Origin of the sequence: Streptomyces sp. 796.1, from assembly GCF_047525675.1 — a bacterium.
Taxonomy (GTDB): Bacteria; Actinomycetota; Actinomycetes; order Streptomycetales; family Streptomycetaceae; genus Streptomyces.
The window spans coordinates 33,845-47,375 of sequence record NZ_JBLIWA010000006.1; the positions used below are offsets into that span (position 1 = coordinate 33,845).

Sequence of the window (13,531 nt, forward strand, 5' to 3'; positions counted from 1 at the left end):
CTAGTGGCACGACGTCACACCCGTGTTGCTTAATGTTGCTAGTGCAAGGCGTGAGACATGTCTCAGATTTCGAGATGATTTTTCTACGACGCACGGTGGAGGGGAATATGCGCAGTGAATGCCGGCGCCGCAATTCCAGCGGATAGCGCCCCGCCCGCACCGTTCGCGGTCGCAGTTTCCGATCATCCGCCGCGCACCGCGCTCTCCCACGATGGCCAGCGCTTTTCCGACCGCCACCTCGATGCGCGGTCGGATGCGATCAGCCAACCGCTCCAGGAAAAGGGCGTGCACCAGCGTGATCGAATCGCCAGCTCACGCCCCAGGGCCGGAGGCCATCGCCGCGGTCACCGGCATCGTCAAGGCCGGCGCCGCCCACGTACCGCTGGATGTCCGACATCCGCCGGCGCGAAGGCGCAACCCACACCCGGCCGGCGTCCGGCCCGTACCCGCAACTCGCCCACCCCACAGGCCGCCACGGCCCGCACGGCCCCACCAGCCGTGCGGGCCGCACCCATGCGCTGCGGCGCACACCCTCCATACCGCGGCAACCACCAGGCCCCCTGCTGTTCACACTGGAGGCCACAACTCCCCTGCCGGACACCTGGTCTAACCCGATGACCGCGAGCAGCAGACACACCCACGTCCCGGAGGGCTCCCTTCGCATGCGCACCTACCGCACCATCGCAGCCACCGCCACGCTCGCCGTGGCACTCGGCACGGCCGTGCTCTCCGCCCCGGCCGCCCAGGCGGGCCCGCAGGGCACGAAGGCCACGAAGGCATCGACGGCGAACCTCATCCGCGAGGACGGCGAACTCTGGTACAAGGCCGCCCCCGGGCAGCAGAACCGGCTGACGGTCGGCGAGGAGATAGAGGGTCGCGACGGCGGCGAGTCGTACTACGTCCTCACCTTCCACGACAACTACGAGATCGCCATCTCGCCGGACGCGGCCAAGTGGGACGAGTGCAAGTACCCCAAGGCCGACGACCGCACCACGGTGCAGTGCGCGGTGCTGATCCCGCAGAACTCCGATGACTCGGACAGCTACGACATCGACCTGGGCGACATGGACGACACCGCCACCCTCGGCAAGGACGACAACGCCTGGGCCGGCGTGCACGGCGGCCCAGGTAACGACACCCTGACGTCCTCCGTCTCCGCGATGCTGTACGGCGAGGACGGCAACGACAAACTCGACGGCGGCGGCGGCCCGTTCGGCTTCGGCCCCTACGGCGGCGCGGGCAACGACACGATCTACCGCTGTAGCCAGGAGTGCTTCGGCGGCCCCGGCGACGACAAGTTCTACGGCTCCGACGAGGACGAGACCATGCACGGCGAGGACGGCAACGACATCCTCTACGGCCGCGGCGGCAACGACGTCCTCTACGGCGGCAAGGGCAACGACAAGCTGCTGGGCGACGCCGGCGACGACACCCTGTGGGGCAACAGCGGCGACGACATCCTCTGGGGCGGCAAGGGCAACGACAAGCTCTCCGGCGGCCCCGGCCGCAACCAGGTCCACCAGGACTGACCCCCACGGCCCCATGGCCTACGGCCACGGCCACGGGAGCAACTGGCCTGCGGGCCGGCCGGGCGGGGCTTCCGCGCTGCCTGGCCGGGCCGTGGGTACGGCAACGGCTCGCCCCCGAGCACCACATGGCCCCCCTCCCCCCGGGACGCAGGGCCCGACCCGCCCCAGCCAGGTCACCACGGACCCCGCCGCGCGATGCTCGTCAGCCGGCCGGCCGCAGCGGCCCCCTAAGGTGACCCCCATGACCGGTCTCCCCGTTCCCGTGTCCCAGGTGCGCGTGCGCGTGAACTTGAACATCGGGGCCTGTGGGCCCTACGCGCACGTCGTCGCGGACTTCGAACCGCCCGGGCCCGGCGGTGGGTTCGAGTTGCTGAGCGTCGTGCCGGAGGCCCGGCTGCGCGCGGAGTTCCTGCCGGCCCTGCGGGACGGGCTGCTGGAGGGGCTCGACGGGGTGGCGGCGGCCGTACTGATCACGGACGGCAGCCACCACGAGGTCGACTCCTCCGAGCACGGGTACAAGATCGCCGGGCGGGAGGCGGGCCGGGCCGCGCTCATCGGCGCGGGGCTGCTGCCGCCGGAGGAGGCGGACACGATGCGCTGGGCGAAGTGGCCGGGGCGGTTGCGGCCGTGGCCCGGGTATCGGGCGGCCGGCCGGCTCACACCACCGGCAGCAGTGCGTCCTCGCGCCACTTGAGGATCTTGTCGAAGCTGACGATGGCGCCGCCCCGGGCGGGGTTGCGGTAGCGGACTCGGTCGGTCAGTTCTTCGATGAGGAAGAGGCCGCGGCCGTGTTCGGCGGCGGCCTCGCACGGGGCGGGTTGGCGGTGGCGGGGGCGGGTGGGTTGGGGGGTGGGGCAGCCGGGGCGGATGGTGCGGGGGCTGCTCGCGCGGCCTCCGGGGAAGCCGGGGCCCGAGTCGGTGACCTCGATGCGGCAGGTGTCGCCGTCGATGAAGGCCGTCACCCGGTAGTCGGTGGTGGACGCGTCACCGCCGTGCTCGACGGCGTTGGCGCAGGCTTCGGAGAGGGCGAGGGACAGATCGTACGAGACGTCGGGGTCGACCCCCGCGGTCTCCATGGCGCCGAGCAACAGGCGCCGGGCGAGGGGCACGCTCGCGGCCTCGCGCCGCAGATGGAGGGACCACCAGATGCTCATGCTCTAGCCTCCCGGTCGCGGCTCGACATATCGATACGTATTGCCTGAGTCGGAGGTCAGTAAGCCCGCCTCCGGTGTGACTACGCTCATTCGGCAGATGCGGTTAGGGGCGTAAGCGGTGTATGGAAGTGGGGCTGGGGGCCATCTGTGTGATGCATGAGGTACTCCTGCAGGCCCGCTGAATCGTCCCGTCGGGGTGCCGGGGACGGGGCTCCCGGTGCGGGGCGCACGCGCCGGATGTCGGAGCGGGTCCCGGTCGGGGGCGTACGCGGGGATCCGGCAGCTACCCTCCCGGGACGCGGGCCGGGGCCCGTGGGCGTCAGCGGGCGAGTACCCCGTTCGCCGCGACAAACCGTCGAAAGGCCGCACCCCCTGACGTAGGAGGGTGTCGTGGCCGATGGGATGATGGCGCAGCCATGCTGTCTCGCACGTCGTTCCGTTTCTGCGCCTCGGGGAGGTCTCCGCTCCGCGAGCGGATGACGCATGCCGGGGCCGGGGGCGGGTTGCGGTGGTTGCGGGCCGGGATGTTCACCAGTGTCTGTGTGGCGCTGACCGCCGGGGGCCACGTGTTGGCCTCGTGCGCGGCGGTGCCCGGGTGGACCCTGGGTGTCGCGTGGCTGCTGGTCTTCGCCGTGGTGCTGCCGCTCGCCGGGCGGCGGCGGACGCTGCCGGGGATCGCGGCCGGGCTCGCGGCCGGCCAACTTCTCCTGCACGGTCTGTTCGCGCTCGCGCAGCGCGGCGTGGCCGGGTTGCCCGCCGTCGGCGGGCACCAGCACGCGCAGGGCGCGCAGGCGCTGCCCGCCGGGGTGGCCGCCGACAGCCCCGACGGCCGGCTGGTGATGCTCGCGGCGCGGCTGGTCTGTGACGAACCGGGCCAGATCTCGGTGGCCACGGCCCGGCTGATCGTCGCCGGGTCCGGACTCGACCCGAAGCAGCACGCGGGGCCCGGTGTCGATCCGGGTGCGGCCGTCGCCGCCGCGGGGCACGGTTCGGGTTCCGTCGTCGACGCCCTACTGCCCTCGCTGCCGATGCTCCTGGGCCACCTGCTGGCGGCGCTCGCCGCCGGCTGGCTGCTGCGCCGTGGCGACGCCGCCCTGTGGCGGATCGTCGCGCTGTCCGCCGCGCCCGCCCGCGAGGCCCGCGACCTGGCCCTCGCGCGTACCCTGCGGGCCGCGATCGCGCTGGTGGGAGCCGTGTGCGCGGGGTTGTCGCGGGCCGCTGTCGGGCCGCGGCGCGGCCCCGTACCCGCGGCTTGCCGGGCGCCGGTGCGGCCCGCTGTGCTGGCGCTGCACCACGCCGTGATCCGGCGCGGGCCGCCGCGCTTCGACCTGGCGGCCTGACGCGCAGCGCACTCCGGCGCATCCGGGGAGCGGCGGCGCGCGGGCGCCCGTCGCCGTGCCACCACCCTTCCCCGTAACGCCTTCAGGAGTCTTCGCATGAGCAGTTCGCAGCGCCCCGTGTCCGTTTCCCAGCCAGCCAGCCCCCGCCGGTCAACCGCACGGCGGCTCGGCGTCGTGGGCGGGCTCGCCGCCGGTGCCGTCCTGCTGTGTTCCGGGCCGGCGCTGGCGCACGTCAGCGTGCAGCCGGGCGAGGCCCCGCAGGGCGGGTACGCCACGATCAACTTCAAGGTGCCCAACGAGCGCGACAACGCTTCCACCGTCAAGCTCGAAGTCTCCTTCCCCGCCGACCACCCGCTGTCCTCGGTGATGCCGCAGCCGGTGCCCGGCTGGCAGGTGAAGGTGGCCAAGAAGAAGCTGGCCAAGCCGTTGGAGTCGCACGGCAAGAAGATCACCGAGGCGGTCGACAAGGTCACCTGGACCGCCGATGACGGCGGCGTGCGGCCGGGCCAGTTCCAGCAGTTCCCGCTCTCCGTCGGGCAGCTTCCCACCGACGCCGACCAGCTCGTCTTCAAGGCGCTCCAGACGTACTCCAACAAGGAGGTCGTCCGCTGGATCGAGGAGCCCAAGGAGGGCGCGGCCGAGCCGGAGTCGCCGGCGCCGGTGCTCAAGCTGGTGGCCGCCGACTCCTCGGCCGCCAAGCCGGACGACGCCGAGAAGGCCGGCGCCAGCGCCGAACCGCAGACCGCCGCCGGGGACGGTGACGACGACAGCAGCGACACCACCGCCCGGGTGCTGGGCATCGCCGGCATCGTGGTCGGCGCGGCCGGCGTCGCCTTCGGCGTACTCGCCGGCCGCCGCCGCGCCTGACCCGGAGCGCGGGGCCCTGGCCGGCCGCCCTGGCGTACGGGGTGGCTTGCGTGGGTCGGGTGTGTGGGTTGGGTGTGTGGGTTGGGTGCGTACGGGTCGGCTCGTACGGGTTGGCTGTGCTCGGGTTGGCTGTGCCCGGGTTGGCTCGTGGAGGTCGCTCGTACGGGGCGGCCCGCGCGGAGTCCTCTCGTACGGCTGCGCCGGCACCGGACCGGCACACCCGGTCGTCGGGCACACCCTGCCCCGACACACCCAGCCACCGGGCACACCCCCTCATCCGCACACCCGGCCCGGCCGGCCCGTGCCCCCTCGCTCCCTCTCCCGCCCCGCACTCCCCCGTACTCCCTGCCCCATCTCCCTCACCTGACCATCAAGCCCTCGCACCCTCTGGAGAAGAACTCCATGCGTAGCAAGACCACGGTCGTCGCCATCGCCGCCGTCAGCGTGCTCAGCCTCACCCTCGCCGCCTGTGGTGGTGGGGATTCCGAGGACAAGGGCGTCGCCACCGTGAAGACCTCGCCATCGGTCAAGGACAAGGGCGCCATCGTCCTGGACACGCCCAAGGAGAAGCCGGACCTGGTCCTCACGGACACCGACGGCAAGAAGTTCGACCTGCTGGAGCGGACCAAGGGCAAGCCCACCCTGATCTACTTCGGCTACACCTACTGCCCCGACGTCTGCTCGCTCGTGATGAGCAACGTCGCCATCGCCAAGGCCAAGCTGCCCAAGGCCGAGCAGGAGAAGCTCCAGGTCGTCTTCGTGACCACCGACCCGGACCGGGACACCCCGAAGCGGATGCGGAGCTGGCTCGACGGCCAGGGCGGCAAGGACTTCACCGGCCTCACCGGCGACTTCCAGACCATCCAGGACGCCGCAAAGCCGCTCGGCATCTTCATCGAGAAGCCGAAGAAGGAGAAGGACGGCTCGATCACCGTCAACCACGGCGCCGAGGTCATCGGGTTCTCGCCCAAGGACGACAAGGGCCACTGGCTGTACATGACCGAGACGACCTCGACCGCGTACAGCAGGGAGCTGCCCAGCATCGTCAAGGGGCAGAACCCATGACCGGCACCGATCAGATGACCCCCGCCGCGCGGCGACCGGCTGCGGACGGCGGACGGCCGGCGGGCGCCGTACGGCTACGGCGCATACGGCCCGTACGGCGGGTGCCGCGGGTCCGGAAGACCACGATGGCCGGCGTGCTCGCGCTGGTCACCGGGTTGTCCGGGGTCGCGCTCACCGCCTGCGGCACGGACGACGACAAGAAGGCCGGCGGGCCCGAGCTTTCGGTGGACGGCGCGTACCTGCCGCAGCCGCCCACCGCGGACATCGCCGCCGGCTACCTGAGCGTGCGCAACACCGGCGGCACCGCGGACGAGCTGACGTCGGTGACCAGCGCGCTCTCCGACGACGTCACCATGCACACCACCGAGGGCGGTGCGATGCGGAAGGTGACCGCGTTTGAGGTGCCGGCCGGCGGTCAGCTCGACCTCGCCCGCGGCGGCAACCACCTGATGCTGGAGAAGCTGACGCGCCGGCCCAAGGTGGGCGAGACCATCACGTTGACCCTGCACTTCGCCACCTCACCGGCGGTCGAGGTCAAGGTTCCGGTCAAGCCGACGTCGTACCTACCCGAGGACTGACGCCATGCCCGCGACCCCCACCCCGCACCAGCTCGCCACCCCGCACGGGCTCGCTGCCCCGCACGGGCTCGCTGTCCCGCGCCAGCCCGAGGCCCGGGCCCGCCGGCCGCTGGCCGTGCTCGGCGTGCTGCTGGCCGCGCTGCTGTGTGCGCTCGGCATCGGCGCGCAGCCGGCCGCCGCGCACGCCGCGCTGACCGGGACCGATCCGGCCAAGGGCACGGTGCTCAAGACGGCGCCCGAGCGCGTCACGCTCACCTTCTCGGAAGGCGTGCTGCTCTCGGACGACTCGGTACGGGTGCTCGACCCGCGGGGGGAGCGGGTGGACGACGGCGAGCCCTCGCACGTGGACGGCAAGTCGTCCACAGCCACCGTGCGGCTCCGCAACGGGCTGCCCACCGGCACCTTCACGGTGGCCTGGCAGGCGGTTTCGGAGGACAGCCACCCGGTGGGCGGCGCGTTCACCTTCTCCATCGGCGCGCCGTCCGCGACCTCGGTGACGCTGCCGAGCGCGGAGCCCGACGACACGGTGGCGGCGCTGTACGACCTGGCCAGGTACGTGGCGTACGGCGGGTTCGTGCTGCTGGTGGGCGGCTGCGTGTTCGCCGGCCGGTGCCACGCCGGGCGGGCCGTGCAGCGGGTCGCGGCGACCGGCTGGGCGGCGCTGGCCGTCTCCACCTTCGTGCTGTTGCTGCTGCGTGGCCCGTACACCAGCACCGGCAAGGGGCTCGGTGCGGCCTTCGACCTCGCGCTGGTCAGGGACGTGCTCGACACCAAGTCGGGGACGGCCCTGGTGTCGCGGCTGCTGCTGCTCGCGGCTGCCGCGGTGTGCATGGCAGTGCTGTTCGGTTCGTACGCGCCGGACGGGGACGGGCGCGGGGACACGCGGGGCTACGCGCGCGGGGCGCGCCAGCCGAGTCGTGGTGGCCGGGGCTCCGCTGCCGGGGCCGGTGGAACTCGCGCCAGTGGGGCCGGCGCCGGGCGGCGCGAGCTGGCCTGGGGGCTCGGCATCGGCGGTGCCCTGGTGGCCGGCGGGCTCGCCGCGACCTGGGCGCTGGCCGAGCACGCGTCGGTGGGCATCCAACGGTCGCTGGCCATCCCGGTGGACATCGTCCACCTGCTGGCCGTCGCGGTGTGGCTGGGCGGCCTGGTCGCCCTGCTGGTCGCGCTGCGCACCGAGGCCCGGCTGCCGAGCCTGGCCGTCCGCCGCTTCTCGCAACTCGCCTTCGGCTCGGTGGTCGCCCTGGTGGTCACCGGCCTCTACCAGTCCTGGCGGCAGGTCGGCTCGTGGCACGCGCTGACCGATACCGAGTACGGCCGCTGGCTGCTGGTGAAGGTGGGGCTCGTGGTGCTGCTGGTGGCGGTGGCCGGGTACTCGCGGCGCTGGACCGGCCGGCTCACCGACGGCCCGCAGCGGCCCCGCAAGGTCGGCCCGGCTAAGGCCGCGGCGGCGGCCAGTCGGGCGGAGCGGGCGGAGAAGTCGGAGCGGGCTGCCGGCGCCGACAGCCAGACCGGTCGGGGCGAGAAGGACAGCACCACCGGCAACAGCAGCAAGACCGCCAAACAGAGCAGCAAGCAGACCAGCAAGCAGAGCGGCAAGGCGGCGGGGGCCGGCGTCCCGGCGGACCCGGCCGCCGCGGATCATCCGACCGACCCGACCACTGTCGGGGCGAGCGCCGACGCGGGCTCCACGGCAACCCGGCCGGGCCGGCCGGACCAACCCGCCCCACCCGATTCCGTACGGGCCGCCCAACTCGCGCGGCAGCGGGCGGCGGCCAGTGCGGCCCGTACCCGGCAGGCGCAGGACGCCGATCCGGAACGCTCCGGACTACGTCGCTCGGTGGCGCTCGAAACCTCCGTGGCCGTCGCCCTGTTGGCCGTCACGACGGTGCTCACCGGCACTCAGCCGGGCCGCGCCGAGACCGAACAGGGCGCCGCGCAACAGGCGGTGACCGCCGGCCCGGTCACCGTCGAGATCCCCTACGACACCGGGGGCCCGCTCGGGCAGGGCACCGCCGAGGTGACGCTCGACCCGGGCCGTACCGGTGACAACACCCTGCACGCCTACCTCACCAACCGCGCCGGCAAGCCCGCCGACGTCCCCGAGCTCAAGGCCGCCCTCACCCTGCGGAACAAGGGCATCGGGCCGCTCGGCGTCTCCCTCAACCGGATCTCGGCGGGCCACTGGAGCGCATCCGGCGTGCAACTCCCCATGCCAGGCGACTGGCAACTCTCGTTGACCGTACGCACCTCCGACATCGACCAGGTGACGGAGACCGACACCCTGAAGGTCGGACCATGACTGTGGACCCCATCTCCCGCCGGCGCCTGCTGGGCACGGCGGGGGCGGCGGGCGCCGCCGGGCTCATCGCCGGCGGCGCGAGCGGGGTGGCCGTTGACCGCGCCACCCGCACGACCGCCAGCAGCACCGCACTGACCAGCATCGGAACGACGTCCGTCGCCTTCGGCGGCGAGCGCAGGGCGCACGGCGCGCCCCAGGCCGGCATCACCACACCGCACCAGGTGCACGGCCACCTCATCGCCTTCGACCTCGCCGCGGGCGCCGACCGGAAGGCCGCGGCCGGGCTGTTGCGGCGCTGGACGCAGGCCGCCCGGGAGCTCGCCGAGGGGCGCGCGCCGGGTCGGGACGCCACCGGCGTGGCGCTGGACGCCGGGCCCTCCTCGCTGACCGTCACCATCGGGTTCGGGCGGACCTTCTTCGCCAAGGCCGGTGTGCCGGAGCAACTGCCGCGGGCTCTGGCGCCGCTGCCGGACTTCTCCGCCGACGTGCTCGACAAGGCCCGCAGCGACGGTGACCTGTGGCTCCAGATCGGCGCCAACGACGGACTCGTGGCCTTCGACGCGCTGCGCACGCTGCAACGGCTCGCCGGCGAAGTGGCCACCGTGCGCTGGCAGATGACCGGCTTCAACCGCACCCCGGGCGCCACCGGCAAGCCGCTGACCACTCGGAATCTGATGGGTCAGGTCGACGGAACCAACAACCCCAAGCCGCAGGAACCCGACTTCGACAGCCGGCTGTTCGTGCCGAAGGGCGGCGACGACAGCTCGCCGGCGTGGATGGGCGGCGGCTCGTACGCGGTCGTGCGGCGCATCCGGATGCTGCTCGACACCTGGGACCACCTCTCCGTCGAGCAGCAGGAGCGGGTCATCGGCCGGCGCAAGTCGGACGGCGCGCCGCTCTCGGGCGGCACCGAGACCACCCCGGTTGACCTGGACAAGTTCAACGGCGACGGGTCGATCGCGATCCGCGGCGACGCGCACATCCGGGTCGCGGCGCCGGAGACCAACCAGGGCGCGGCGATGCTGCGCCGCCCGTTCTCGTACCACGACGGGTTCCGCAGCGACGGCGCGCCGGACGCCGGGCTGCTCTTCATCGCCTGGCAGGCCGACCCGATGAAGGGCTTCGTGCCGGTGCAGCGCAAGCTCGACCGCGGCGACGGCCTCTCCCGCTTCCTACGGCACGAGGCGAGCGGCCTGTTCGCGGTGCCCGCGGCGGCCGGGCCCGGGGAGTACGTGGGGCAGGCGCTGCTGGAGGGGTGATCGGGACCGCCCGCTCGCACGCGCGACAGCTCCAACTTGCCGACACAGTTAGTGAGTTGCTCGCCCACGTCGAACGGGCCGCGTGGTACGGGGCGCCGGGGCCACCCCCCGAGCGGTACGGCCCCGCGCCCCGGTCTCATCCGCAGCACCGGGGCGCGGGGGGCCGGCGCCCGCGCCACGCCGCAGCGGCGAACCGTACGGGGCCGGCCCCCCGTACCGCTGGGCAGCCGGCGCGCACCACGGGACGGGGGGCGAGGTCAGCCGGTCGGGCGCCGCTGCCCCGCCGCGTAGTACGCGAGCAACTCCGCGGCCAGCGGCGGCACGTCGAAGGGGGTGCCGCCGCTGCGCAGCGAGCGGGTGGCCAACTCGCCGGCGGCCACGCTCATCCGGGCGGCGACCGGCGAGGTGTCGGTGGCGCCGCCCTCGCGCACGAAGCGGCAGAACTCGTCGATGATCCGCTCGTCGGCGCCGCCGTGCGAGCCCTTCGCCTCCGGCACCCGGAACTCGGCGTCGCCGCCCGCCCGGTAGCCAGAGGGGCCTGTGTTCCAGAGTTTCACCAGGTCACCGGGGCCGTCGCCGAAGTTCTCGATGCGGCCCTCGGTGCCGATGACCGTGTAGTTGCGGAAGTAGTCGGGGCTGAAGTGGCACTGCTGGTACGCGGCGATGACGCCGTTGTCCAGGCGCATGTTCATCACCGACACGTCCTCCACGTCCACCACGTGGTGCAGGTCGCGGCGGGCGGTCGGCGGCCAGTCGAACTCGCGCAGCCAGCCGTCCGGGCGCGGGGTGTCCGGCTCCCGGCGCGGCAGGTCGCCGTAGACCATCAGGTCACCGAGCGCGTTGACCCGCTCGGTGTAGCCGCCGGCCAGCCAGTGCACCACGTCGATGTCGTGCGCGGCCTTCTGGAGCAGCAGCCCGGTGGTGCGGCGCCGGTCGGCGTGCCAGTCCTTGAAGTAGTAGTCGCCGCCGTACGAGACGAAGTGCCGCACCCACACGGTCTTCGGCTCGCCGATGTCGCCGCGGGCGATCAGGTCGCGCATCAGCCGCACCACGCCCATGTGCCGCATGTTGTGCCCGACGTAGAGCCGGGTGCCGCTCTCGTAGCCGGCGCGCAGGATCGCGTCACACTGCTCGACGGTGATGCCCAGCGGCTTCTCCACGTAGGCGGGCTTTCCGGCGGACAGGGCCGCGCAGGCGATCGCCTCGTGCGTGTCGTCGGGGGTGGCGACGATGACCGCGTCGATGGACGGGTCGTCCAGGAGGGTGCGGTGGTCGGCGACGGCGCGGGCGCCGGCGAACCGGTCGGCCACCTTCGCGCGCACCGCCGCATCGGTGTCGGCGACGGCCGCGACGACGCTGCCGCGGCCCGGGCGGTGGGCGGCGACGGCCAGGTTGGCGCGCAGCCCGAGGCCGATGACGCCGATCCTGAGGTCTTCCATCTGTTGTCTCCCCTGCTGAGGCCGGCGCGCCCCGCCCCGCGGGATCAGGGGATCGGGGCGGGACGCGCCGGCGGTGGCGCCGACCGGTCACCCGGTGCGGGCCGCTCGGTCACCGGCGGGACCCGGCGCCGCGCTGAGGGTCGCGCGGGCCGGGCCCACCGGCTGCTGGCCGGGCCCTGCCGCCGGGCCGTTGTCGGCGCCGGCGGCGGGCGGCTCACTTGGTCTTCTTGCCCTTCTTCTCACTGGCCAGCGACTGCTCGTACTCCCGGCGGATGCGGTCGCCGCCGCCCGAGCGCCAACTCTTCAGCAGCCCGTCGAAGTCGGAGAGCGACTTGCGGCCGGCGACGATGTCCAGGACACCGTCGTTGAACGCCTTGGAGAGCGAGGCGCCCTTGTCGGCGTTGGTGTCCGAGTAGTGGCCGATGACGGGGCTGGCCTGGCCCATCTTGATGAGTTCCTGCTGCCAGCCGTGGATGCGCCGGGTCATGTCGGGCTTGCCCGGCAGGTAGAGGTACTCGGGCGCGTTGGTGAGGAAGGAGACCGGCATCGCGGTGGTGACCGCCTCCGCGTTGCCCTTGTCGGTGAGGGTGACGTCGCCGTCGCGGGTGCGCTCGTGGTGGGTGCCCTCGACGCCGTTCTCCAGGAACAGCCGCTCCTCGCTGCCGAACGGCGCGGCGAGGTAGTCGAGCACGGCCAGCAGCGTCGGAATGCGCTCCTTGGGGGCGTTCTTGCTGATGGCGGTGAAGCCGACCGAGCCGGAACCGAAGTCGAAGTGCGGGGTGGCGCCCGGCTTGGCGGCGAACGGCACGATGATGCCGAACGGGAAGTCGTACGTCTTCACGTCCACCAGGAAGGACGGAAAGGACTGCACGTACGCGCCGAGCGTGCCCTGCGCCATTTTCTCCCGGGTGGTGGTCAGATTCGGGTCCGGCCAGAACAGGCCCGCCTTGAACACCTTGACGGCGAATTCCAGGGCCTCGAAGTACTGCTCGCTCTCGAACCTGTTGGTGAGCTTGCCGCCCTCCAGGTGCCAGCCGGCGGGTGCGCCGAACCACTGCGCGAACATGCCGTGCGCATTCACGTACGCCGGCTCAAGCACGTACTTCTTGCGCTTGGTGTCCAGGAGTTCCTTGCCCTTGTCGAGGAAGTCCTGGGCGCTGCTGAAGGTGGCGCCGCCGACCGGCTTCCAGAAGTCCTCGTTGATGACGTAGACCTGGCCCATGCGGCCGTAGGCGACCGGCACGCCGGCGATCTTGCCGTTGATGACGGCCGTCTTCCACGCGAAGTCCGGCAGGTTGGCCAGGTTGGGGTACTTCCGTATCGCGTCCCCCGACAGGTGCGAGGTCACGTCGTGGAATTTCGCCTGGAGCAACTGCGGCACCTTGCGCAGCCCCTGGTTGGGCGGGAACCACACCAGATCAGGAATGTCGCCGCTGGCGATGATGGCGTTGAACTTCGTCAGATAGGTGTCGGCGCCGCTCTCCACGACGATGTTCATCTTGAGGTCGGAACCGAGCCGCTCGTTGAGCTCCTTCCAATAGCGGTTGCGGTCCATCGCAGGCGCCGGCGTGGTGAACGTCTCGGTCAGCGCGGTGATCGACTCGCCGTCACCCGGGGTCTTCGCGACCGACTTGACCAGCTTCTTCGGGTAGCGCAGATAGCCGGCGTCCAGGCCCTGCGCATTGCCCGGCAGATCGGCCGGCGCGACATTGGCCGGCAGGTAGGTCGGCAGCTTGACCTTGCGGAACCCCTCGGCGCCCTTGCCGCCGACGGCCGTTCCCGTACTGCACGCGCTGAGCGAGCCGAGCCCGGTGACGGCCAGCCCCGCGGCGCCGGCGACGCCGAGGAACCGGCGCCGGTCAAGCCGGTCGAACAGGCTGCGGGCGCCGACCGCAGGCGAATGCGCGGGGAATGCGGGCGCGTCCGCGGAGAATGCGGGCGCGCCGGTCACCTGCTGCCGGTCGGTCTGCTGAGGGGACATGGAGTTCTCCTGACGGGGTG

At 72.6% G+C, this 13,531-nt stretch carries 11 protein-coding genes; 8 read left to right on the forward strand and 3 right to left on the reverse strand.

The window, feature by feature from the left end; translation table 11 throughout:
• Window positions 1-386: 386 nt before the first annotated feature.
• Window positions 387-1,529, forward strand: coding sequence for a calcium-binding protein (locus ACMA1D_RS06085; protein ID WP_414722834.1), 1,143 nt, complete (start codon window positions 387-389; stop codon window positions 1,527-1,529).
• 241 nt (window positions 1,530-1,770) lie between these two features.
• Window positions 1,771-2,223 (forward strand): hypothetical protein, encoded by a 453-nt coding sequence (locus ACMA1D_RS06090; RefSeq protein ID WP_414722835.1) that lies wholly within the window; start codon window positions 1,771-1,773, stop codon window positions 2,221-2,223.
• Here ACMA1D_RS06090 and ACMA1D_RS06095 read toward each other — a convergent pair.
• Window positions 2,186-2,683 (reverse strand): ATP-binding protein, encoded by a 498-nt coding sequence (locus ACMA1D_RS06095; protein ID WP_414722836.1) that lies wholly within the window; start codon window positions 2,681-2,683, stop codon window positions 2,186-2,188. The two genes, ACMA1D_RS06090 and ACMA1D_RS06095, sit on opposite strands and share 38 nt — an antisense overlap.
• Window positions 2,684-3,207: 524 nt before the next feature.
• Between ACMA1D_RS06095 and ACMA1D_RS06100 the strand changes: the two genes are divergently transcribed.
• The 6 genes from ACMA1D_RS06100 (at window position 3,208) to efeB (ending at window position 10,091) form a co-directional block, all read left to right on the forward strand.
• On the forward strand, window positions 3,208-4,023 hold the full coding sequence (locus tag ACMA1D_RS06100; RefSeq protein ID WP_414722837.1) for a hypothetical protein: 816 nt from the start codon (window positions 3,208-3,210) through the stop codon (window positions 4,021-4,023).
• 96 nt (window positions 4,024-4,119) lie between these two features.
• Entirely contained in the window at window positions 4,120-4,890 is a 771-nt protein-coding gene (locus ACMA1D_RS06105) for a YcnI family protein (RefSeq protein ID WP_414722838.1), read from the forward strand.
• A gap of 402 nt (window positions 4,891-5,292) precedes the next feature.
• On the forward strand, window positions 5,293-5,955 hold the full coding sequence (locus tag ACMA1D_RS06110; protein ID WP_349993799.1) for an SCO family protein: 663 nt from the start codon (window positions 5,293-5,295) through the stop codon (window positions 5,953-5,955).
• 125 nt (window positions 5,956-6,080) lie between these two features.
• A complete protein-coding gene (locus tag ACMA1D_RS06115) occupies window positions 6,081-6,533 on the forward strand; it encodes a copper chaperone PCu(A)C (RefSeq protein ID WP_414722939.1) in 453 nt (150 codons plus the stop codon).
• 4 nt (window positions 6,534-6,537) lie between these two features.
• Window positions 6,538-8,832: a copper resistance CopC/CopD family protein gene (locus tag ACMA1D_RS06120; RefSeq protein WP_414722839.1), complete on the forward strand. Its 2,295-nt coding sequence runs from the start codon at window positions 6,538-6,540 to the stop codon at window positions 8,830-8,832.
• Complete coding sequence (efeB, locus tag ACMA1D_RS06125; RefSeq protein ID WP_414722840.1) at window positions 8,829-10,091, forward strand: iron uptake transporter deferrochelatase/peroxidase subunit; 1,263 nt, start codon at window positions 8,829-8,831, stop codon at window positions 10,089-10,091. The genes ACMA1D_RS06120 and efeB overlap by 4 nt, the downstream gene beginning before the upstream one ends.
• A gap of 257 nt (window positions 10,092-10,348) precedes the next feature.
• On the opposite strand, the gene ACMA1D_RS06130 is transcribed toward efeB, so the two are convergent.
• Together ACMA1D_RS06130 and ACMA1D_RS06135 are read right to left on the reverse strand one after the other, a co-directional pair.
• On the reverse strand, window positions 10,349-11,530 hold the full coding sequence (locus ACMA1D_RS06130; protein WP_414722841.1) for a Gfo/Idh/MocA family protein: 1,182 nt from the start codon (window positions 11,528-11,530) through the stop codon (window positions 10,349-10,351).
• A 214-nt stretch (window positions 11,531-11,744) separates the two neighbouring features.
• On the reverse strand, window positions 11,745-13,511 hold the full coding sequence (locus ACMA1D_RS06135) for an extracellular solute-binding protein (protein WP_414722842.1): 1,767 nt from the start codon (window positions 13,509-13,511) through the stop codon (window positions 11,745-11,747).
• Window positions 13,512-13,531 lie beyond the last annotated feature (20 nt).